Source organism: Mojavia sp. (assembly GCF_059505145.1).
In genome coordinates this window covers 213,253-236,591 of the sequence record NZ_JCACKA010000047.1, presented here as the reverse complement: position 1 = coordinate 236,591, position 23,339 = coordinate 213,253, and the positions used below count along the sequence as shown (strand labels likewise).

At 43.1% G+C, this 23,339-nt stretch carries 18 protein-coding genes; 8 read left to right on the top strand and 10 right to left on the bottom strand.

All coding sequences use genetic code 11. From position 1 onward, the window contains the following. Positions 1–35: 35 nt before the first annotated feature. Positions 36–2,243 (top strand): GUN4 domain-containing protein, encoded by a 2,208-nt coding sequence (locus AC5JL8_RS08225; RefSeq protein WP_495879289.1) that lies wholly within the window; start codon positions 36–38, stop codon positions 2,241–2,243. Positions 2,244–2,261: 18 nt separating this feature from the next. Here the strand turns inward: AC5JL8_RS08225 and AC5JL8_RS08220 are convergent, their stop codons facing one another. From AC5JL8_RS08220 to AC5JL8_RS08200, 5 genes are all read right to left on the bottom strand, one after another. After that, positions 2,262–2,780 (bottom strand): molybdenum cofactor biosynthesis protein MoaE, encoded by a 519-nt coding sequence (locus AC5JL8_RS08220; RefSeq protein WP_495879288.1) that lies wholly within the window; start codon positions 2,778–2,780, stop codon positions 2,262–2,264. A 386-nt stretch (positions 2,781–3,166) separates the two neighbouring features. After that, complete coding sequence (locus AC5JL8_RS08215; RefSeq protein WP_495879287.1) at positions 3,167–3,316, bottom strand: hypothetical protein; 150 nt, start codon at positions 3,314–3,316, stop codon at positions 3,167–3,169. A 40-nt stretch (positions 3,317–3,356) separates the two neighbouring features. Continuing rightward, positions 3,357–4,199: a fasciclin domain-containing protein gene (locus AC5JL8_RS08210; protein WP_495879286.1), complete on the bottom strand. Its 843-nt coding sequence runs from the start codon at positions 4,197–4,199 to the stop codon at positions 3,357–3,359. A gap of 632 nt (positions 4,200–4,831) precedes the next feature. After that, a complete protein-coding gene (locus AC5JL8_RS08205; RefSeq protein ID WP_495879285.1) occupies positions 4,832–5,824 on the bottom strand; it encodes a sugar-binding transcriptional regulator in 993 nt (330 codons plus the stop codon). Positions 5,825–5,921: 97 nt separating this feature from the next. After that, complete coding sequence (locus AC5JL8_RS08200; protein ID WP_495879284.1) at positions 5,922–6,725, bottom strand: SDR family NAD(P)-dependent oxidoreductase; 804 nt, start codon at positions 6,723–6,725, stop codon at positions 5,922–5,924. A gap of 147 nt (positions 6,726–6,872) precedes the next feature. Between AC5JL8_RS08200 and AC5JL8_RS08195 the strand changes: the two genes are divergently transcribed. The 5 genes from AC5JL8_RS08195 to AC5JL8_RS08175 all read left to right on the top strand — a co-directional run bounded on the left by AC5JL8_RS08195 (position 6,873) and on the right by AC5JL8_RS08175 (position 12,919). After that, positions 6,873–8,219, top strand: coding sequence for an ABC transporter substrate-binding protein (locus AC5JL8_RS08195; RefSeq protein ID WP_495879283.1), 1,347 nt, complete (start codon positions 6,873–6,875; stop codon positions 8,217–8,219). A 174-nt stretch (positions 8,220–8,393) separates the two neighbouring features. Continuing rightward, positions 8,394–9,317 (top strand): carbohydrate ABC transporter permease, encoded by a 924-nt coding sequence (locus AC5JL8_RS08190; protein ID WP_495879282.1) that lies wholly within the window; start codon positions 8,394–8,396, stop codon positions 9,315–9,317. 59 nt (positions 9,318–9,376) lie between these two features. Beyond that, positions 9,377–10,198: a carbohydrate ABC transporter permease gene (locus AC5JL8_RS08185; protein WP_495879281.1), complete on the top strand. Its 822-nt coding sequence runs from the start codon at positions 9,377–9,379 to the stop codon at positions 10,196–10,198. A 107-nt stretch (positions 10,199–10,305) separates the two neighbouring features. After that, positions 10,306–11,463 carry an ABC transporter ATP-binding protein gene (locus AC5JL8_RS08180; RefSeq protein ID WP_495879280.1) on the top strand — a complete coding sequence of 386 codons (1,158 nt, stop codon included), beginning with the start codon at positions 10,306–10,308 and terminating at the stop codon, positions 11,461–11,463. Continuing rightward, positions 11,420–12,919: a mannitol dehydrogenase family protein gene (locus AC5JL8_RS08175; RefSeq protein WP_495879279.1), complete on the top strand. Its 1,500-nt coding sequence runs from the start codon at positions 11,420–11,422 to the stop codon at positions 12,917–12,919. The genes AC5JL8_RS08180 and AC5JL8_RS08175 overlap by 44 nt, the downstream gene beginning before the upstream one ends. Positions 12,920–12,980: 61 nt before the next feature. Here the strand turns inward: AC5JL8_RS08175 and AC5JL8_RS08170 are convergent, their stop codons facing one another. Further along, the gene (locus AC5JL8_RS08170) at positions 12,981–13,145 is read right to left on the bottom strand and encodes a hypothetical protein (RefSeq protein WP_495879278.1); all 165 of its coding nucleotides are present in this window, start codon (positions 13,143–13,145) and stop codon (positions 12,981–12,983) included. 148 nt (positions 13,146–13,293) lie between these two features. On the opposite strand from AC5JL8_RS08170, the gene AC5JL8_RS08165 reads away from it, so the two are divergent. Beyond that, positions 13,294–13,767, top strand: coding sequence for a hypothetical protein (locus AC5JL8_RS08165; protein WP_495879277.1), 474 nt, complete (start codon positions 13,294–13,296; stop codon positions 13,765–13,767). 218 nt (positions 13,768–13,985) lie between these two features. Here AC5JL8_RS08165 and AC5JL8_RS08160 read toward each other — a convergent pair whose 3' ends face one another. Next, complete coding sequence (locus tag AC5JL8_RS08160; protein ID WP_495879276.1) at positions 13,986–17,282, bottom strand: CHAT domain-containing tetratricopeptide repeat protein; 3,297 nt, start codon at positions 17,280–17,282, stop codon at positions 13,986–13,988. 282 nt (positions 17,283–17,564) lie between these two features. On the opposite strand from AC5JL8_RS08160, the gene AC5JL8_RS08155 reads away from it, so the two are divergent. Further along, positions 17,565–18,215 carry a Uma2 family endonuclease gene (locus tag AC5JL8_RS08155; RefSeq protein ID WP_495879275.1) on the top strand — a complete coding sequence of 217 codons (651 nt, stop codon included), beginning with the start codon at positions 17,565–17,567 and terminating at the stop codon, positions 18,213–18,215. Between the two features lie 14 nt (positions 18,216–18,229). On the opposite strand, the gene AC5JL8_RS08150 is transcribed toward AC5JL8_RS08155, so the two are convergent. The 3 genes from AC5JL8_RS08150 to nifH form a co-directional block, all read right to left on the bottom strand. Continuing rightward, positions 18,230–20,371 (bottom strand): CHAT domain-containing protein, encoded by a 2,142-nt coding sequence (locus AC5JL8_RS08150; protein ID WP_495879274.1) that lies wholly within the window; start codon positions 20,369–20,371, stop codon positions 18,230–18,232. After that, the gene (locus AC5JL8_RS08145) at positions 20,368–20,577 is read right to left on the bottom strand and encodes a hypothetical protein (RefSeq protein WP_495879273.1); all 210 of its coding nucleotides are present in this window, start codon (positions 20,575–20,577) and stop codon (positions 20,368–20,370) included. Before AC5JL8_RS08145 ends, AC5JL8_RS08150 begins: the two co-directional genes overlap by 4 nt. 733 nt (positions 20,578–21,310) lie before the next feature. Then, positions 21,311–22,204 carry a nitrogenase iron protein gene (gene nifH, locus AC5JL8_RS08140; protein ID WP_495879272.1) on the bottom strand — a complete coding sequence of 298 codons (894 nt, stop codon included), beginning with the start codon at positions 22,202–22,204 and terminating at the stop codon, positions 21,311–21,313. Positions 22,205–23,339 lie beyond the last annotated feature (1,135 nt).

The following is a 23,339-nucleotide window of genomic DNA, read 5'->3' as shown; positions in this document are numbered from 1 at the left end:
ACTGGGTTTTTTACTTTGGATATTGAATTGCTTAGATGTGTCCAATCGGTGTTCGTACTAGTCACTCAACTCATGCCTTAGAAACCGGTTTAGCAAAACTTTGGCTGCTGCTGGTGGGAGTGAACCAATACGAAGATGAGCAAATACCTTGTTTGCGTTACTCAGCATTAGATTGTCAGGGATTAGGAGAAGCATTAAACGCAGCAACGCAAGGATTTCCCCAGAAAGAGGTGATAATTCACCACGATTTTTCTCACCAGCAGCCGCAGTTAGAAAATGTACGTGCCAGTCTTAGACATATAGCAGCCGCCACTAAACCCATTGATACTGTTGTATTTTATTTTTCAGGACATGGGATGCTAGACTCCTTGAGTCAGCAAGTGGTGTTGTGTCTTCAAGATACTCAAAAAGAAAACCTAATAGACACTGGTTTAAAATTACAAGAACTGTTGCAACTGTTGGAGAATTGTTCTGCCCAGCAGCAATTACTGTTACTCGATGCTTGTCATAGCGGTAGTATGACACTGTTGGGTGCTAAAGGAGAAGACCCCCAACGCAACCCTACACAAGAGTTAGTAGAAGTTCTGCGACAACGAGCCGCCCAAAGAAAAGGATTTTACGCCCTCTTATCTTGCGATCGCGAACAGCAATCTTGGGAATTTCCCCAATTAGGACACGGAGTATTTACTTATTACTTAATTCGAGGATTAAGAGGAGAGGCTGCGGACTCCCAAGGAGTAATTGAGGTCGATGGACTTTACCGATATGTTTATCATCAAACACTGGCATACATAGATAAAGCAAATCAGCAGTTACGAGTGATTAATCAGCTCAAAAAAGGACGAGGCGACACTTCCATTCATTCCGAATATCCAGCACAAACGCCTAAGCGAATTGTAGAAGGGGTAGGAGAAGTTATTTTAGGACTCAAACCTGAAAAAACAGTTGCTTCACAGCATCCACGACAGGCATTAATTGTAGAAGGACTCCCCAAAAGTCATTCCTCGGCTTTGAGTAAAATACTCAGCACTGCTGGTGATTTTGAAACAGATTATTGGACTGTAAAAGACAAAAACCCCCAGTCAGATGTACGCAAAGCGATCCAAAAGTGTTTGTTATCTCAATCTTTTGCCGAATCAACCACTACCTCTACTACCTCAGAAGAAGCCGCAACGGTCTTTTTATATCTGCGAGGGCAAATTCAAGAGATAGAACAAGGAGAAGCGGTATTACTATTATCTGACGATGTTGTACTTTATCGCTCATGGTTGAGAAAACAGCTACGTAGATGCCGATCGCAACAAATCATCATTTTAGATTGTCCCTTACAAGAAGGGATAGTTTCTGTACGCGATTGGCTGGAAGAACTGCAACTGAGCTTAGATGAAGGACAATGCTTAATTGTTGCTGCTGCACCACCTCACGAGAATGAACGATTTGCTTGTTGTTTATTAGAAACCCTGAATCAAGCAAATCAGTTATCTGGACTAACCGCAGCAGGTTTGATTACACAATTGCAAATCGAATTAGCCAAAACCGACATTCAATTATATTTTTGGCTATCTGGTTCTCAAGGAATTATTGAAGTATTACCAGGAAAAACCCTATTTTCAGGTGAAAGTATAGAGCAAAAGGCTGAAGATATTGGCAGTCTTCCTGATGATTTGAGTTCTGCCGTAGGGATAGATTACACTCATCTGCGGGATTTACTCCAAGCTAAGAGATGGTTGGAAGCGGATCGAGAAACTACAACTCTCATGCTGAAGGTAGCCGGACACAATGAACAGCAATACCTTGATGCTCAAAGCTTAGAAAGCTTTCCCTGTAAAGACCTTAATACTATCAACAAACTTTGGATAAATTATAGTCATGGGCGCTTTGGTTTTAGCATCCAGCACCGTATCTGGCAAAGTATTAAAAATAATTCTGCCACAGACCCCGTGCTGTCCTTGATGATTGGTAGCGCTAAAGTCGCCGCCTCAGAAAGCTGCATTGATTTTGCCAATCGCGTTGGTTGGCGTCTGAAAGACTCTTGGGTTAATTATGACGCTCTCATCTGGCAAGGAGAAGCCCCCATCGGACATCTACCTTATGTTGGTTTTTTTGAACAAGTTTGGCGTGTCAAACTATTAGGTATTTGGGAATGGCATAGTGCGATCGCAACAGCTGCTTGGTGGGAATTGTGCGTTACTCTGTTCTCGCGTATTGAAACTTGTAAAGATGAATTCATTGAGTGTTTATAAACAATAGCTGTGAGAAATTTAACAATTTTCTCCTGACTGTTCACAAGCACCAATGCTTACCCAACTGCTAGATTGTTTACCATCTAGCTCGCTAAACCATTCTTTTTTCCAAATCGGTGCATTGTGTTTAAGGGTATCAATAGCATAGCGACAAGCTTCAAAAGCCTCACCACGATGGGGACAACCCACGGCGACTAAAACACTAATTTCTCCAACTTGTAAACGCCCAATACGATGATGAATCACTACCCGATTCACATTAGCCCACAAAGAGCGAATATCATCTGCTATTTGTAAAAATACCCGCATTGCCATTGGTTCGTAAGCTTGATACTCCAAACAAACCACAGGCTTACCTTCAGTTTGATTGCGAACCATTCCACTCATCACAACCACCGCGCCATTAGCTGGATCATCAGCTTTAGCGTAGATTTCCTCAACAGACAATGGCGCAAAGGAAATAGCAAAGCTATCTTCAGCTCTTGGTTTAATAGAATTCACTGTATTTGTCACGACAGTTTCCAGATTATTTAGCATTAGTATTTATAACAAATAGATGATTTTCCTTGAATACAAGGACTAATACAATTGGCATATAACTGTTACAAAGGAGGCTATAACACTGTCGATTGTGAGTAAATATATTTATAACAATTCGTAATTTTATACGACAACTTTTTCGCTAAATAAAGCAGAAAAAGAAATCCATAATTTACGGGCTGATGGCTATACTGAATTAATTGATGAACATCAATCCTTCCTTGTCGCCATTGGCCATGAAATTAATATATAGCAGTCTTAAATGATTCGTGCAATCTTCTCTTCTCATCCTTGATTTTCTACCCTGTGCTAAACCACTAGCCTGTGGCTTCTAACAAGGTACGCGTCAACGTTAAAAAAGTTATTTTTATAACGGAAACTGATTATGATAAGTGGGCTAGTTGCTCCAAGAATCCCACGGCTATGAAAATATTGCGATCGCTCGTTTTCATAGCCGTGATAGCGTCATAAATGCAATAGCTTAGAGATTTCTCTAAATATACAGCACTTGCTACAAGTCGGTAAACCTGCATAATGCAGTGCCTTGAAACAAATCTGACCTCTGCTCAATTCCTACAAGTCAGGTGGCAAAATTACTTGATCAATAGCATGGATGACACCATTGCTGCCTGTAATATCTGGCTGAGTGACATTCGCTTCATTTACCTTCACTCCTGTAGTAGGGTCAACTTTGATGTTGATTGCACCACCCTCAATACTCTTGACTTCGCCAGATTTCAAATCGCTCGCTAATACCCTACCAGGTACTACATGGTAAGTTAATATTTTTACTAATACTTCTTTATTCTCAGGCTTCAACAAATCTTGTACTGCATCTTGTGGCAATTTAGAAAATGCAGCATCAGTAGGCGCAAAGATGGTGAAATTATTGTTTCCTTGCAACGCTTCTGCCAATCCAGCTGCTTTCAAAGCTTTAGTGAGTGTTGTAAAAGAACCGTTGGATTCTGCCAGCACTACCAAGTTCTTGCCTTGAGTGTTGGTCGTTCTTCCTGGGGTTTGAGTAGGTATAGTAGTTGAAGGTGTTTGTCTTGGTTGCGTGGTAGGTGTAGTTGCAGGGCTACTACTTGGGGAGGGTGCAGCACTATCACCACGGTTATAGGGAGGCTCATTGAAAATACTTGGTCTGGGATTGAGCGTCCTTTTCTTGGGTTTTTGAGCTACCAAATTTCTGTTAGAAGTTCTTTCTTTTGCTGTTTCTGATACAGACTCAGCCGATGTATATTCAGCGTTTACCTCAATGCGTTGACTCCGGTTATAGGGGGCCTCGTTAAAAATGCTGGGGTTGGGATTGACTGCTTCTTTTGCTCCAGATGGTAAAGTAACCAAGAAGCTAAAGCCGGTGGCTCCCACTATACCTGCCAAACTGAGCAGAAATTGGTTGTAATTTATTTTCATAAATTTGTTTTGTTTGTTTTATGCTAAATAGGTTACATAAAGATTTATATCATTTTGTTATCCATAAAATCTAACCTTAGAAGTAAGAATTGTTCGTACAAATAATATAATGCTCATAAATTTAAATTAACTGAAAATAACGATAATAAAAATTACTAAGTATTTTCGATTCAAGGTAATTGGAATTGAGTTTACCTTACCGATTATTGTTCTATGATGGCGTTCAGTGGGGCTTAAGTAATATTTTACCCAATGCCAACGTCAACAAAGTATTAGTTATTAGTTATACAGCTTTTACTACTAAAAATATATTCAGTAAATAATTTTATGGGAAAATTATACATATATAACAAGAATTTAATAATGGGATTTCAAGGCAGATTTAATACGTTCTGTACTGTAACTTCCTCTTTCTGCGCTAGCTTGAACAGCATCAATTACGGCATAAGCAAGTTATAAGCCGCCATCAAACATTTTTCACTTTAGCTAGTTCATCTTTTTTGAGCTGTTGCCATTCCAATTTAATTGGAATTGTCGGGACTCAATTTTATTTGGCGTAGATGCGAAGTGCGCGAAGAGAATCAGTTTTTTTACTAGCCGCCATGAAAAAATATCCTGCAAATATGCAACGCTTAAATTTTAGCAAGAATCGCTTGAGCAGCCGCTTCATCGGTAATCAGTCCGGTAATTAACTTGCCATGCAGAGCAGCCAGAATTGCTTCTGCCTTTTTCACTCCACCTGCCACACCAATGATCAGCCGACGAGCTGGTTGTTCAAGAGGTACGCTGGCAACTCGGCTGTTGGTTCCCTGTTGCAGTAACACTCCCTGATGATCATAAGCCCAACCCGCAATTTCTCCTACTGCGCTTAGTTCAATTAATTCAGCCACCTCATCGTCATTGATGAAGCCGTCTTGATGTAATGGGGCATTCCAAGCAATGTGACTGATGCCGACAAACGTTACCTTGGCTTGCTCTGCAAGAGTTTTGACGGCGATAAACGATCGCTGTGTCTGCAAAAGTTCCCGTTCTTCAATGCTAGTCGCCACAACCGGAGTCGGCACTGGGTAGGCTTGAGAACCGACGCGATCGGATAAATGCATGACCACTTCGTGGCGACCTGCACGCCCAAAGTGAGACATATTCCCAATAATTGAAACAATTTTATGCTGGGGTTGGTTCATTGAGGGGATTTGCTCCACCATTGCTCGCAATGTGCGACCTGAAGACAACGCCAGTATAGTCGGGGTTTTCGCCATCAGGTAACCCTCTAGATGGGTGGCAGCACACATGCCAAGCCCGTATAATGTATCACCGCTGCCTGCGTCAGTTGGTACGACTTCACAAAGCGACAGACCAAACTTATCACGTAACGACTCAGCCAGAGCAATGCATTCACTCAGAGGATGATCGAGGCGAAATTTGATCAATTTTTCACTGACTGCCAGTGCCACCAAGCGTTGTGCAGCTTGCCGGGATACATTAAGTTTTGCTGCAATCTCCTCTTGTGTATTGCCAGCAATGTAATACAGCCAAGCAGCATGAGCAGCTAGATCGAGCTTGCGCGCCCTAGGGGGCAAGCCAGCCTTGCTGGCATCGCGCCGATCTAAGAAAGGTTCTCCCATATCCCACCTTTAAAAACTATGTCCCTATCAAAGGAATGATTGCATTATTTTGAGTATATGCCCAAGGAAATAAATTTTGCTCAATATCTGGAAATTTCTATTCACCACCAGTAACCTCCAAGTTAAACCCAGTAATGTAGCTTGCCTCATCACTCATGAGAAATGCTACCCCATTCGCCACCTCTGCCAAACTCCCCAAACGCCTCATCGGTACTGAATTAATCATCTGTTGCTCAACCACCTTGGGGTCGGTATCAAAGTACTGGGAACCAACTGCGGCTTGCAATTCTGTTTGCCGCGTCCACATAAAACCGGGGCCGATGAGCGCAGGCGAAAGCGCATTTACCCGGATGCCGTAAGGAGCCAAGTCTTTCGCTGCTGTTTGAGTCATTCCAATCACCGCAAATTTTGAAGCACCATAAGCTAACATATTTGGCGGCCCAACTACACCTGCATAGCTCGCCATGTTCACGATCGCACCTCCACCGCCAGAACGCAAATACTGTGCAGCTGTCTTGAGAACGTGGAAAACGCCGACAACGTTAATATTAATCACCTTTTCAAAATCATCTTCAGGATATTCTTCTGTTTTGGCAAATGCTCCTTGATAACCAGCGTTATTAAATATATAGTCAATCCGCCCAAGCTGTTTCACTGCGTCAGTAAAAGCTTTGGCAACATCATCAGCAGATGTAACATCACAGCGAAACGAACCGACGGGAACGTTGTAACTTTTTAATTCCTCAGCCACATCTGCCATTTTCGGTTCATTCAAATCTAGTAAGGCTACACCTGCGCCATTAGCAGCAAAACGTTGTGCAGTTGCCTTACCAATATCGCCTGCACCGCCTGTAATTAGGATGGTTTTACCTGCAAACTCATAGGTTGCTTTCGCTGCCATAGTTTCAACCTCTTATTGAAGAATTGTTGCAAATGCCCGTCATTGAAGTGGGGTTGGTATGATTCTATTATTGAGCTTTTACTCAAATTTAGAGCATAAAATCAAAAATTTTCTCCGTTCGATATTTTACATCAAAGGAGTAATGCGATGCGTATCCCCCGCTTCGCTAAAGTACTGGTGGCATTTCTCGCAGGAGTGATGCTGGCGCAATTGCTACACGCTTGTGCACCGCGATCTCAAGCCGCAGGGAAAACTACACTGACGATCGCTACAGTCAACAACGGCGACATGGTAGTTATGCAGGGGCTTTCCCGGAAGTTCGAGGAAGCTAACCGTGATATTCAACTGCGGTGGGTGGTGCTAGAAGAAAATGTCTTGCGCCAACGCACAACCACAGATGTTGCTAGCCAAGGCGGTCAATTTGATGTGCTAACAATCGGTTCTTATGAAACGCCAATCTGGGCTAGGCGGGATTGGTTGAGACCCTTGGATCTAGGCGCAAACTACGACGTAGATGATTTGCTCAACCCCATCCGCGAAGGACTTTCCCACAACGGCAAACTTTATGCCGTGCCATTCTATGGGGAAAGTTCCATGCTGTACTACCGAAAAGACTTGTTTGATAAAGCCGGGATTACGGTTCCCGAACAGCCAACGTATCCTCAGATGAGAGAATGGGCAAGCAAAATCCATAATCCAGCCAATGGAGTTTACGGAGTTTGCTTGCGGGGAAAACCCGGTTGGGGTGAAAACATGGCATTTGTTTCCACATTAGTCAACACCTATGGCGGACGCTGGTTTGACATGAAGTGGCAACCAACGATTAATACTCCAGCTTGGAAAGATGCGATCGCCTTTTATGTTGATTTGCTCCAAAAGTATGGGCCGCCGGGAGCAAGTTCCAATGGTTTCAATGAGAATCTAGCGTTATTCTCAACTGGCAAATGCGGGATGTGGGTAGATGCAACCGTTGCAGCAGGATTATTATCCAATCCCAAAGAATCCCAAGTACATGATCAAGTTGGCTTTGCCCGTGCGCCAATTGAACAATATCCTAACGGCTCAAACTGGCTTTGGGCTTGGGCGTTAGCAGTTCCAAAAACATCAAAATCACCGGAAGCTGCACAAAGGTTTGTTGCTTGGGCAACATCAAAAGAATATATCCAACTAGTTGCTAAGGAAAATAGCTGGGTTGCTGTACCACCAGGAACTCGGACTTCCACATATCAAAATCCCAACTATCGCAAAGCTGCACCCTTTGCGGAAATCGTGCTGAGAGCAATTCAATCTGCCGATGTTACCCGCCCATCTGCAGAACCAACTCCGTATAAGGGAGTTCAATATGTGGATATTCCCGAATTTCAGGCGATCGGGTCTTCGGTTGGGCAAACTTTAGCAGCGGCATTAACTAATCGTACTTCGGTAGACCAAGCGTTGCAGCAATCGCAGAGATCTACTGAACGCTTCATGAAACATACAGGTTACATCGAGTAAAATTTTGACTTTTCTGTCTATGTCTCTGTGGTGAAAAAGCATAGTAGGGTGGGCATTGCCCACCTTTAGGAAGAAACGAACCACGAAGGGCACAAAGGGCACGAAGGTAAGAGAGTTTTAGAGAGATTTTGCGTAAGTGCTGTCATTTTGAATTTTGAATTTTGAATTGATATTATGTCTTCTTCATTAGCGGTAAAACCTCAACAGGAAACGCCACCACCCGCGAGGCAAAGAACTAAGCGGCAAGCTTCAACCTTGCCTTTGGTTGCGCCTTCGGTCGTTGTCCTGCTGCTGTGGATGATTGTGCCTCTGGTGATGACTCTATGGTTTTCCTTTCAGCGGTATAACCTGCTGAATCCAGATGCACGCAAATTTATCGGGATTGAAAATTTCACCTTCATCCTGACTGACTCAGCTTTATGGACATCGATCACCATCACAATTATTCTGGTTGTCTCGGTTCTGGTAATCACAATCGGTCTGGGCACACTCTTAGCAGTGCTATTTGACCAGGACTTTTATGGTCGCGGGGTGGCACGGGTGCTGGCAATCTCGCCGTTTTTCGTGATGCCCACGGTTAGCGCCCTGATCTGGAAAAATATGCTGATGCATCCAGTAAATGGGCTGTTCGCGCAAATTACCAGGGGTCTGGGTTTGGGGGCAATTGATTGGTTTGCCAGCGTTCCTCTGCTGGCGATCATTATCATTGTTTCTTGGGAATGGTTGCCCTTTGCTTTGCTGATTTTGCTAACTGCAATTCAATCACTCGATCGCGATCAGTTAGAAGCAGCGCGAATGGATGGTGCAAATGCGATCGCTCTATTTCGTTTCGTCATGCTACCGCATCTGAGCCGCGCCATTTCTGTGGTCGCCATGATCGAGACAATTTTCTTCCTCACCATCTTTGCCGAAATCTTTGTTACCACAGGCGGCGGGCCGGGACTTGCAACCACCAACCTAGCTTATTACATCTTCCTCAAAGCCTTGCTGGAATTCGATGTCGGTGGTGCATCAGCCGGTGGATTAATTGCCGTCATCCTTGCCAATATTGTGGCAATCTTCTTGATGCGTAGTGTTGCTCGTAATTTGGATACCTAACACCAAGCTTCCAAATCAAGCTACCAACGCAACCTAATTACGAATTATGAATTAGCATTATGGCACGTAAAACCTCAAAGCGCTGGCTATGGACATTACTGGGTTGGCTTGCTGCTGTCCTCTTATTTTTCCCCATCTTCTGGATGTTTCTCACCAGTTTTAAAACCGAAGTCGCGGCAGTTTCCACTCCCCCGCAGTTATTTTTCCGCCCAACATTAGAAAATTATGTTGCCATCCAAGACCGGGCAAATTATTTCAATTATGCATTTAACAGCGTAGCAGTTTCCCTCGGCTCAACTATACTTGCACTACTGCTTGCCGTACCTGCCGCTTATGCGATGGCGTTCTTCCCCACGAAACGCACTAAGGGAACTCTGCTGTGGATGCTATCTACGAAAATGCTGCCCCCTGTTGGCGTACTAGTCCCCATCTACATTTTGTGTCGCAACTTTGGATTACTAGATACCCGCATCGGTTTAATCATCATTTATACCTTAATTAATTTGCCGATTGTCGTCTGGATGATTTACAGCTTCTTCAAAGAAGTTCCTAAAGATATTCTCGAAGCCGATCGCATGGATGGAGCAACCACACAGCAAGAACTCCTGCACGTCTTGCTACCACTAGCACTGCCTGGAATTGCCTCCACTGCCTTACTCTCAATTATCTTGTCCTGGAACGAAGCATTTTGGAGCCTGAACTTAACAACAGCAGACGCCGCCCCACTTACAGCATTTATTGCTTCATTCTCCAGCCCCCAAGGATTATTTTGGGCAAAACTTTCAGCAGCATCAACACTAGCGATCGCACCCATCCTCATCTTCGGTTGGCTAAGTCAAAGACAACTAGTCCGAGGCCTTACCTTCGGTGCAGTGAAGTAGAAGGCAGATGGCAGAAGGTATTAGAAAAAACTCTTGCACTCTTGTTTGCGCCTTTGCGCCTTTGCGTGAGAATTTCTTTTCTTCAACCCCCTTAATAGAAAAATTTTATGTCAACAGTTGCTTTAAGACATATCCATAAAACCTACGCCGACACAGAAATCATCAAAGGCATAGACCTCGACATAAACGATCGCGAGTTTGTTGTCTTCGTCGGCCCATCCGGCTGCGGAAAATCTACTTTACTCCGCATGATTGCTGGACTTGAGGAAATTTCCTCCGGCGATTTGTTCATTGATGGACAGAAAGTTAATGATATACCCCCCGATAAACGCGGTTTGGCAATGGTGTTTCAAACCTATGCCTTATATCCCCACATGACTGTGGCGGAGAATATGGCCTTTAGTCTCCGGCTTGCAGGTATGCCGAAAGCCCAACGCTTTGAAAGGGCGCGTGAAGTCGCCCGCATTCTGCAACTAGAACCACTCTTGAACCGCAAGCCCAAAGAACTATCGGGAGGACAACGCCAACGGGTGGCGATTGGTCGTGCTTTGGTGCGGAATCCCAAAGTATTTTTGTTTGATGAGCCACTATCTAACCTGGATGCTTCTTTGCGGGTGCAGATGCGGATTGAACTTGCCAGCTTACACGACAGCCTGCAAGCCACGATGATTTACGTCACCCACGACCAGGTTGAAGCAATGACCCTTGCCGACAAGATTGTGGTATTGCAAGGCGGCATCATCGAACAAATGGGTTCGCCCCTAGAACTGTACCACCATCCCCGCAATTTATTCGTTGCTGGATTTATTGGTTCACCGAAAATGAACTTTATCCCGGTCACGGTATCAACGGTTACTGATTCTGGGACAACAGTTAGACTTCCTGGTGACGCAACTGTAATGATTCCGGTGAAGCCCAAGACCCTCTCGGCTGGCGATCGCGCAACATTAGGAATTCGTCCCGAACATCTGCGGCTCGATCGCAATAACCCCAGCATCAATGGTGAAGTACTAGTTGTAGAAAGACTGGGCGGGGAAACCTATCTCTACATCAAAATTGCGGGTGGTGACACCATAGTCGTGCAAACAGATGGAGATGATCCCGTTCAATTGCACGATTTCGTTCCTATCTACATTAACGGCGAGCTTTGCCATTTGTTCGATCAAAGCGGTGAAGCTATTCCCAAAGCTCATCGTCATCACCTAACCATGAATCAATCCCATGAACAGCAATATCAGCACAGGTTCAGCAATCAAGCTGAATGAAGCATCTTTGTCTCGTTTAGGAAATAACGTCCGCATACCTCAGTACGATCGCCACCAAATTACTAACGGCATTGTCCATATCGGTGTGGGCGGGTTTCATCGGGCACACCAGGCATTATATCTCGATAACTACCTTCATCATCATCCCGGCAGTGATTGGGGAATCTGCGGGGTGGGGCTACTAGAATTCGACAAACGGATGCGGGATGCGCTGAAATCTCAAGATTGTTTATATACCTTAGTTGAAAGGTCACCAGAAAGTGAGAACGCCCGTGTGATTGGTGCTATTACAAAATATCTCTTTGCCCCAGATAACCGCCAAGCAGTAATTGACACCTTAGCAGATCCCCAATGCCGCATCGTCACCCTCACCATTACCGAAGGCGGCTACTACTATATTGAAGGTAGCGGTGAATTTGATGGCAATCATACAACAATTCAGTACGATTTACAGAATCCCGACCAGCCAATTGGAGTATATGGCTTTTTGACAGCAGCCCTCGATCGCCGCCGTCAACAGGGAATAGCACCGTTTACTGTGTTGTCTTGCGACAACCTGCAAGGTAACGGCAACATTGCCCGCAAAATGTTGACTGCATTTGCCCAAATGCAGAACCCGGAATTAGGACGTTGGATTGCTGAACAGGTAGCCTTCCCCAACTGTATGGTCGATCGCATTACTCCCGCCACAACTCCAGCAGATATCAAAATGGTGGCGGAACAATTTAACATCAATGATGCTTTTCCTGTTGTTGCCGAACCGTTTCTTCAGTGGGTAGTCGAAGACAATTTCTGTGCAGGTAGACCAGATTGGGAAGACGTGGGCGTGCAGATGACCAGCGATGTTCATCCCTACGAGATGATGAAAATTCGGTTACTCAACGCCAGTCATCTGTTAATTGGCTATCTCGGCACTTTAGCAGGCTACACCTACGTCCATGAAGTCATGGCTGACCCCTTAATTAGGCAAGCCGTTGAGCAATTAATGGCAGAAGTTACGCCCACACTCCAACCTGTACCGGGGATTAATTTAGATAATTACAAAAAAACCTTAATAGAACGCTTTGCCAATCCCAAGATACGCGATCAACTGCCGCGTCTTTGCCTCAATAGCTCCGCCAAAATGCCAAAATTTGTTTTAGGCTCAGTCCGTGACGCACTGCGGCAAAAAGGAGCAATTGAATACATGAGCTTAACAGTAGCAGCTTGGTTCCGTTACCTCAACGCCAACGATGACCAAGGTAACGCCATTCCCATTGATGATCCAATAGCAGGAACTCTCACGCAACTTGCTCGTACCAGTGGTTCCGATGCCAAACCAATGCTCAACCTCACGGAGATTTTTGGCGATTTATCCCAGTCACCGCCTTTTATTGATGCAGTTACCAACCATTTACGCCGATTGTATGAGTTTGGCGCGAAAGAAACACTAGCCCGATTCTCACTAGTACATTGAAACAATACCTTTTTATTCTTCCCTTCGTGTCCTTCGTGTCCTTTGCGGTTCGTTAAAAAATTTATTTATTCTGGCGATCACGTAGCGCGCCCTGTTGCCCAACCGCACAGAGTGCGGTTGCCTCAAAGCTCCGCTTTGAGGGAGCCTGTTCTTCTAGAACAGGCTTGGCAATATACGGGCGATCGCACAAAACTAACCTAATCAGACAATCGTAGGGGCACAACAATGTTGTGCCCTCATAACAATTGATTCTTCAAAGCGTGTATTCCATTCAAATCAAACCGTAATTCTCTACATTAGGGAATACAACACTAATATTTATGTTGTATATCTGGGCACTCTAAATTAGACAAACATACTTGAGAGTAATTTCCATGTCCAGAAGCCCCATTAGTGCAACCTTGGCCCAAAAAGAGAGAGAAGCCGTGTTGCAAGCGATTACCACCATTAAACAAAAGCTACCATTTTTAGTTGATTTGAGTGCAGATGAGCGTAAAGCTTTACCCAAGATGGGAGATAAAAGCCGCGCCTTTGTTAGCAAAGCATTAGAGGTAGCCACACAGAACCCAGAGTTTTTACCGCGATCGTTTGACCTGGATGAGATGCGGAAGGACGTAGAATTATTTGAAGCGTTGTATCCTTTGTTATTGTCGCTGACGCAATTGCAAGAATTGGTAGATGATACATCTCTGGCAGTTGGTAGTGAAGCATTTGCCTCTGCCTTACAAGTGTATAACTACGCCAAAGCCAGTGGACAGGGGGCAGGATTAGATGCAGTAGTCGAGGCAATGGGACAACGTTTCGTCCGTAAGTCTAAAAAAGTGAAGTCTAAAGAAGCAGCGTTGTAGAAAATAGCTCGGTGATTGCACCTTTGAAGTGCATCTTTGAGGCTCAGAACTCGAACATTTAAGTAAAAAGGTCAACGTTCCGAGTTCTGAAGTCAAACGTTCAAGCAAAAAGGCCGAAATTTCGAGTTCTGAAGTCAAACATCCGAGTAAAAAGGTCGAAACTCCGAGCTTTGAGGTCGAATGTCCGAGCAAAAAGGTTGAAACTCCAAGTTCTGAGATTACTTGCTGCTTAAAGGTGTCCAATTACCAGAGGGAACAAAGGCAGCCCAGTACATGGGATGCTGATAATTGGAGCTATTGAGCAATTCTAGCTGTGCAGAACGTAAAGCTTCATGTCTGCCTTGACCAGCCTTCAAGTTCTGATAATACTTCACCATCAAATCTTTAGTTGCTGCATCATCCACTTGCCACAAACTTAAAATCTGAGTTTGAGAACCGGCAATTACCAAAGCACGGCGCAAACCATAAACACCATCGCCAACTTTGACATCACCACTGCCAGTATCACAAGCAGACAGCACCACTAATTCAGTGGAACGCAAATCTAAACCAGCGACTTCCAGCGCTGTCAACACACCATCATCACTACCTGCTGGTACTTTTTTACGTTGATTAAACCCAGCCAAGGCTAAACCAGAGCGCAACAGAGGGTTTTCTATTTGTACAATGTTTTGTGGGGGCGGTGTTAGTTGTATTTCCCGTGAAGCATTTAGATTTTGTTCGATATCAGTAATAAAAAAACCGTGGGTAGCCAGATGTAAAATACTGGGATTTTGAAGTTGTTTGACAGCGGTTTCTGAGGCATCTTGACCTAAGAGAACCTTGGCATTAGGTAAGACTTTTTTTATTGCCGCGGCTTCATCTTTAGTCGCGTTTAAAGGGTCAAATGCCAACTGAGCCAAGTCACCAGAGCGTAAATTTTGCTCCCCTCGCACACCAGTTGTTTTCGCTACTGCAACAGCCTGCACTTGGTTGTCATAGTCAATATCTGCCAGCACTACAGGCGCAGAAGCTTTGTTAACACCAGACTGAAAACGCAACAAATCCCGCCCACTGGTGAGATAAGAAAAAGCATAATTCTGAATCAGGAATTGATTTTTTTCATCTCTTAGGGCTTCAAAAGGAATAACTGTTAATTGTCCATCTGGAGAAATTAAAATATGACGCGCATTTCCCAATAAAGGACGAATTTGCTCCATTACTTGTTGGTATAATTTGCGAGCATTTTCTTTAAATGGTCTTTTTGTTGCTAACTCAGCGCGAAAATTCACAGCTAATTGATCAATTACTGCGGCTTCTCCCAATTCAACCCACTTTGGTTCACCTTGTGAGCGCAATACCGCCGCTACATAACGCGCTTTACCCCACTTTTGGGCATATGTCTTAGCTTTGGCATTGTATGGTTTATACTGGACAATTTCTATCAAAGCAGCATCTTTGGGTATTTTGGCTTGAATCGCTGCTAATTCGACTGGTTGGGTTTGTGTACGGAATTCAGCACTTTTAGTACTAATCGCTGCTTCTAATTGTGCTTTTTTTGCTTCTAGTTGTTCTAACTGAGTTTTAGAGTTAGCAGTTTGTTTTTCTGATTCAGAAAATACTAGTGATGAGAGTTGCTGTTGAACTTGCAACCACTGAGCAAATAATTTTTTTGTTTCTGGGTTACTTTCAAGTTGGCTGCGTAGTATTTGAATGCTATCAGCTACCGCATCCAACACCAGCCCTTTGCGACGTAGCACGGTAGTTAGCGCTAAAGATGCGGCTGTTGGATTTTTGCCAGCTTTTTGCAGGGAAAGGGAAACAGAAATATCAGTTGTCCCTGAAAACGTTTTTACGTACCTTTGTTTTCTTTGTTCTGAGCCTACAGCAAAAATCAGATTCAGATTACGTTGTTCAACTTCTAGCCCACGGCGTAAAAAATCAGTAGCACGATTGCTATCATCCTGTGCTAGGTAAAATGTAGCTAGATTATTTAAACTGAGGGCAATATCTGGATGTTCTTTACTGAGTAACTTTTCATAAATAGCCAAAGAGCGTTGATACAGAGGTTCTGCTTGTTGAAATTTCCCCTGATCTTGATACAATCCGGCTAAATTATTTAAGCTACTGGCAACTAATGGATGTTCCTTGCCCAGTAACTTTTCTAAGATAACTAGAGCGCGCTGAAACAGAGGTTCTGCCTGTTGATATTTGCCCTCATCCCTGTATAGTAGTGCTAAATTATTTAAGCCAGTGGCGACAGATGGATGTTCATTGCCTAGTACTTTCTCTCTAATAGCCAAAGAGCGTTGGAACAGAGGTTCTGCCTGTTGATATTTCTCTTGGTCTTGATACAATCCAGCTAAATTATTCAGGCTTTGGGCGACAGATAGATGTTCATTGCCTAATACTTTTTCTCTAATAGCCAAAGAGCGTTGAAACAGCGGTTCTGCCTGTTGATAGTTTCCTTGTAATCGATATAGCGCGGCTAAATTATTTAAGCTAGTGGCGACAGATGGATGTTCCTTATCCAGTACTTTCTCTCTGAGAGCTAAAGCACGTTGAAACAGAGGTTCTGCCTGTTGATATTTTCCTTGTTCTTGATACAGTCCAGCTAAATTATTCAGGCTAGTGGAAACATCAGGATGTTCTTTGCCCAGTACCTTTTCTCTAATAGCTATGGAGCGCTTAAATAGAGGTTCAGCTTGTTGATACTTCCCCTGTGCTTGATATAATGCAGCTAAATTACTCAGGCTGAGGGCGATATCTGGATGTTCTTTACCCAGCGCTTTCTCATAGATAGATAATGCCCTTTGATATAGAGGTTCTGCCTGTTGATACTTTCCCTGTGCTTGGTAAAGTGCAGCCAAATTATTCAAGCTATTGGCCACAGATGGATGTTGCCTGCCTAGTAGTTTCTCATAAATAGCTAAAGAACGTAGATACAAAGGTTCAGCTTGTGGATATTTCCCCTGTGCATCGTACATTAGTGCCAAGCTATTGAGAATATTGGCAACATCTCTATGTTCGTTGCCCAGTACTTTCTCTAAAATAGCTAAAGAGCGTTGCAACAGGGGTTCAACCTGTGAATACTTTCCCTGTGCTCGGTAAAGCGTAGCCAAATTATTCAGGCTCGTAGCGATATTTCTATGTTCTTTACCCAGTATTTTCTCTAAGATAGCCAGAGAGCGTTGATAAAGCTGTTCAGCCTGTTGATAGTTTCCTTGTGCATCGTACAGTAGTGCCAAATTATTCAGACTTGTGGCGACATCTGGATGTAACTTACCTAATATTTTCTCTCTGAGAGCTAATGCGCGTTCTGCTAGGGGTATGGCAGTAGTATATTTGCCTTCTTGGTATAACTTTAACACCTGTTCATTGAGCTGATCAGCTTCTTTTAAAACTGCATGCTGCTCTGCTGAGTATGTAGTAGGTTGCTGTTGGGCTATACCTTTAACTGGAGTACTTAACAGTAGCCCTGTTGTCATTGCCACAACTATTGGCAAAGGTGCGAACAAGATACTTACTGCATTCATAGCACTGAGTAATTTTTTCACTGTCAACTTACAGATTTACGGGTTTGGCTATTGATTAAATCATGCCGTTATCGGTCTTTTTTGCAAAGATTTTGTGATAATAAGTAGAAAACTAGGTGTCTCCATTACCATCATTCAGCCTTTGAACTGAAAATTTCGAGTTCAAAATCTGAAACTTATCTTGTAAAACTTAAATCTTTGAGTACAAATATCAAATAAGCAAGCAAATAACTGAGAACTTGAGTTACAAGATATATAGCTTACTGGCATAAGGGTTAGGTAATGAGTGAAACTCAAACCCAGTTACCAACGGATACATGGATTTACGCTTCATGGGATGAGTATGAGCAAGCGATCGCCAACTTGCTCAACGAGAAGGGAAAAAGCTACTACTACAAAGGACACATGAGGCTGGAGATGCCACCAGTTAGTTTTGATCATGGTCAAAACCATGTTGTAATTATCTTTGCGGTGACTCTATTTGCAACACTCCAAGGAATTCCAGCTACAGGTTTAGACACAACTACCTTTCGTAAAACTGGAATTCAGGACTGTCAGCCTGATGTAGCTTATTACCTCAGAGAACGTGCCCAATCTATCCCTACTGGTACAGGAATTGTCAACTGCGATCGCTATCCTGCACCAGATTTAGTGATTGAGATTGCGAAAACTTCTTTACTTGATGACTTGGGTACAAAGCGAAGTCTCTACGAAGAGTTAGACGTTGCTGAATATTGGGTAGTAGATGTGCAAAATGCCCAAATCATTGCATATACTATTGCAGACCAGGGTAGTAAACGTATTCAAGTATCGCAGGTTTTGCCAGGATTGGCGATCGCCTTATTAGAAGAAGCTTTACGCCGTAGTCGAGAAATGAATCAATCTCAAGTTGGAGCTTGGTTACTGAGTCAGTTTCAGCAACAGGAGGATTGAGCATCGTCTCAAAACTATTTGCTGCTTAAAGGTGTCCAATTACCAGAGGGAACAAAGGCAGCCCAGTACATGGGATGCTGATAATTGGAGCTATTGAGCAATTCTAGCTGTGCAGAACGTAAAGCTTCATGTCTGCCTTGACCAGCCTTCAAGTTCTGATAATACTTCACCATCAAATCTTTAGTTGCTGCATCATCCACTTGCCACAAACTTAAAATCTGAGTTTGAGAACCGGCAATTACCAAAGCACGGCGCAAACCATAAACACCATCGCCAACTTTGACATCACCACTGCCAGTATCACAAGCAGAAAGCACCGCTAATTGATTACCACGCAAATCTAAACCAGCTACTTCTAGCGCCGTCAGCACACCATCATCGCTACCTGCTGGTGCTTCTTTACGTTGGTTAAACCCAGCCAAGGCTAAACCAGAACGTAACAGAGGGTTTTCAATTTGTAAAATATTGGTTGGGCGTGGTGTTAATTCCAATTCTCGTGAAGCATTCAGATTTTGTTCAATATCAGTAATAAAAAAACCGTGGGTAGCCAGATGTAAAATACTGGGACTTTGAAGTTCTTTGATAGCGGTTTCTGTGGCATCTTGACCTAAGAGAACCTTGGCATCAGGCAAGACTTTTTTGATGGCTGCGGCTTCATCTTTAGTCGCGCTTAAAGGGTCAAATACCAGGTTTGCTAAGTCAGTTGAGCGTAAATTCTGCTCACCTCGCACAGCAGTTGCTTTCGCTGCGGCTACAGTTTGTACTTGGTTGTCATAGTCAATATCTGCTAGCACCACGGGAGCAGAAGTTTTGTTTATATTTGGCTGAAACCGTAACAAATCCCGCCCACTGGTGAGATAAGAAAAAGTGTAACGCTGAATCAAAAATTTATCTTGCTCATCCTTTAATGCTTCAAAAGGAATGACTGTTAATTGCCCATCTGGAGAAATTAAAATATGACGCGCATTACCCAACAAAGGACGAATTGGTTCCATTATCTGTTGGTCAAAAGTGCGGGCAAGTTTTTTAAATGGTCTTCCTGTTGCTAACTCTGCTCGTAAATTCACAGCCAATTGATCAATTGCTGCGGCTTCTCCTAAATCAAGCCACTTTGGTTCACCTTCTGAATGTAATACCGCCGCTGCATAACGCGGTTTACCCCACTTTTGGGCATCTGTTTTGGCTTTAGCATTAAATGGTTGATACTGGACAATTTCTACTAAAGCTGCATCTTGAGGTATTTTGGCTTGAATTGTCGTTAATTCTAGTGGTTGAGTTTGTGTGCGAAATTCAGCACTTTTAAGACTAATCGCTGCTTCCAATTCTGTTTTTTTTGTTTCGAGTTGTTCTAACTGAGTTTTAGAGTTAGCAGTTTGTTTTTCTGGTTGAGAGAATACTAATGCTGATAGTTGCTGTTGTACTTGCAACCATTGAGCAAATAACTTTTGAGTTTCGGGGTTTTTATCAACTTGAGTGCGTAGTATTTGGATACTGTCAGCCATCGCATCTAACACCAGTCCTTTACGACGAAGGACAGTAGTTAATGCTAAGGAAGCTGCTGCTTTTTGATTGCGAGCTTCTTGCAGGGATAGGGAAATAGCTGAATCAGTTCTCCCTGTAAAAGTTCTCACGTAGCTTTGTTTTCTTTGTTCTGAACCGACAGCAAAAATCAGATTCAGATTGCGTTCTTCAACTTCTAGCCCACGATGTGAAAATTCAATCGCACGAGTAATATCACCCTGAGCCTGGTACAGTAGCGCCAAATTACTTAGATTCATGGCGACATTGGGATGTTCCTTACCCAATAATTTCTCAAAGATATTTAGTGCGCGTAGATACAGAGGTTCAGCTTGTTGATATTTTCCCTGTAACTGGTACAGGTATGCTAAATTATTCAGGTTAATGGCGACGTTAGGATGTTCCTTACCGACTAATTTCTCAAAGATATTTAGTGCGCGTAGATATAGAGGTTCAGCCTGTTGATATTTTCCCTGTGCCTGGTACAGTAGCGCCAAATTATTCAGGCTACGGGCAACATCAGGATGTTCGTTACCCAGTGCCTTCTCATAGATAACCAAAGAGCGTTGCAACAGAGGTTCAGCCTGTTGATATTTTCCCTGTACCTGGTACAGGTGTGCCAAATTATTCAGGCTCATGCATGGTCTAAATTTTTTATCTGTTGATTAAGTTGTTCAGCTTCCTTTAGTCCTGCTTGTTGCTCACCTGAAGAAGGATTGGTTTGTTGTTGCGCTATACTTGCAGTTGGAATACTAAGTAGTATCCCTGTTGTCATTGCAACCACTATTGACCAAGGTGCAAAGAAGATACCCGCTTTGTAAATAGCACTGGATACTGTTTTCACTGTAGATTTACAGGTTTGTGGGTTGGGCTAATGAATAAATCATGCCGTTATCGGTCTTTTTCGCAAAAAAATTGTGATAAAAAGTAGAAAACTAGGTGTTCGCATCACCATCATTCAGCCTTTGAACTCGAAAGTTGCACGTCAGAACACGAAGTATCGTCCTCAAAACACCAATATTCAAGTAAAAAACAGGAAAATTCCTGTTCTGAACACGAAGTTTCACCTTCAGAACACCAACATCCGAGCAAAAAGCTCGAAACTTCTCCTTCTGAACTCGAAGTTTCACCTTCAGAACACCAACGTTGCACCTGTGAACTCAAAAGTTCGACTTCAAAACCTCAAACTTCCCCTTCAGAACTCGAATATCGAACTTCGGATGTCAAAGTGCCGAGCAAAAAGCTGAAAATTTGGGTTACAAGAGATATAACTTACTGGCAAAAGGGTTAAACAATTAGTGAAACTCAAACCCAGCTACCAACAGATACGAAATGAATCAATCTGAAGTTGGCGCTTGGTTACTGAACTAGTTTCAGCAAAGGCAGATTTCAGTATTGTTAAATCTTGCCTGCTTAATTAATTATGGGTGCGCTACGCGCTACGCGATCGCCTGCTGAAAAATAACGGATAATTTTAACAAAAACAACCCCCCTTAATCAGGAGGGTTGAGTAAATATTTGTGGGAGCAACTAGCTAACCAAAGTAAATATATTGGTTCGCAACCCTATAAAATTTCTTACTTAGCAGTACTTTCAGCAGGCGCGCCAATCAACTTGGCAGCATTTTCTTCACTTTCGAGAATACCGAATTCAATCAGCAACTCTTCTAATTCTTCCATCTCAATAGGTGTAGGAATTGTGAGATTTTTGTTGTTGACGATCTTATTAGCCAATGTGCGGTACTCGTTACCTTGATCGCTATCAGGTGCGTACTCGTTCACTGTCATCCGGCGCAACTCAGCGTGTTGAACTATGTTGTCACGGGGTACATAGTGAATCATGTGGGTGTTCAAGCGTTTTGCCAGAGTTTCGATTAATTCGATTTCTCTGTCAACGTTCCGGCTGTTACAAATCAAACCAGCCAAGCGCACGCCACCAGTGTGAGCATACTTAAGAATACCGCGAGCGATGTTGTTTGCAGCGTACATCGCCATCATTTCACCAGAGGTAACGATGTAGATTTCTTGCGCTTTGTTTTCACGAATAGGCATAGCAAACCCACCGCACACAACGTCACCTAGTACGTCGTAAGATACAAAGTCAACATCTTGGTAAGCACCGTTTTCTTCCAAGAAGTTAATGGCGGTGATAATACCACGACCAGCGCAACCTACACCTGGTTCTGGGCCACCAGATTCCACGCAACGCACACCCCGGAAACCGGTCAGCATCACTTCGTGGAGTTCTAAATCTTCTACAGCACCGCGTTCAGCAGCTAAATGCAGAACGGTTGTTTGAGCTTTACTGTGCAGCATCAAACGGGTGGAGTCTGCTTTGGGGTCGCAACCTACAATCAAAATCCGTTGACCCATTTCTGCCATAGCAGCTAGGGTGTTTTGAGAAGTAGTAGATTTACCAATACCGCCTTTACCGTAGAAAGCTATCTGTCTGATTTTTTGGTCAATAGCCATGATTTGTGTTTTCCTGCAATTAGTTGGTTGATGGGTCTGAAGGTTTACCTGAGGCGTTCAAGCTTGGTCGTTGTTAGCATTAACATTTGCCGACGAACACACCAGGGCCAAAACATTTAAACTCCAGAAAATATTCAAGTGTTGCTAAGTTTGCGTTGATCATTTAGTCATTAGTCCTGTATTTGAAGAATGGCTAATGACTATTAACCAATGACCAAATTACCTTGAATATAAGGTTCTAGAGTAAACAGCGATAAGAATTTGCGTAGATGCAAAGCACCTTGTTGTCAGACATCGCACAAGGAATATGATTGGAAGTGCTACCAGACGCAAAGCCAGATAATTTTTCTACTTATGGGTGCTAGTTTTTCATCTAGGAAAAATTGATATTTCCTGATGATGAAGCTTTAAAAACCTTGACTAAAGCATTGCAAGTTTGTTGCAGCAAGATTCCATGCGGCTGCTCAGACCTTAAGAGTGGTTACAGCGGCAATTCAAATTTATACAGGGATTTCCCCTGAACCCAACCAACCAGAATTGCAATCCACTCTCCATGGTCGCTACAACTTACTCGATGTTGCTTGTGTTATAGCTACTAAAGACTTCTAATTGTAATTAAACCAGCTAATATCCCAAATTACTATGCGATCGCTATGCTGGTGCTTCCAAATATTCCTCAAAAATCACTAATTCGGAGCGTAGTTAATGCACACGAATAAGTTTGCAATATTCTGATTTCTAAATATTTACCAGGCTCTACTAAGAGTCTTTCTTCCCAGGCTCCTAGATTAATTGTATCTGCCAGGTAATACTAGCTAGGTTAGCCAAGTTTTACTGTCTCTAACCTTGACAATTGATGATTTACTTCAAGTTTTGACTAAGGTTACTATCCTGCTTGTTTAGCTCTGTCTTTCCGCTACAAAAAATTGTAACGATATTGAAGTGGACTTACCAGAGCAAAAGGACTTTGTTGAGTTTACCTCAATCTTACCTTGAAGTCTTTTGCATTTCTACGTTTTTGATTCCTATAAAAACAATAACACATATCTGACTCCTTTATTTATCAAATTCCAAATTATTTTTTTTTGAATCACATCTTTTCTTAACTTTTTTGAATAGTTATAAATGCTGTACT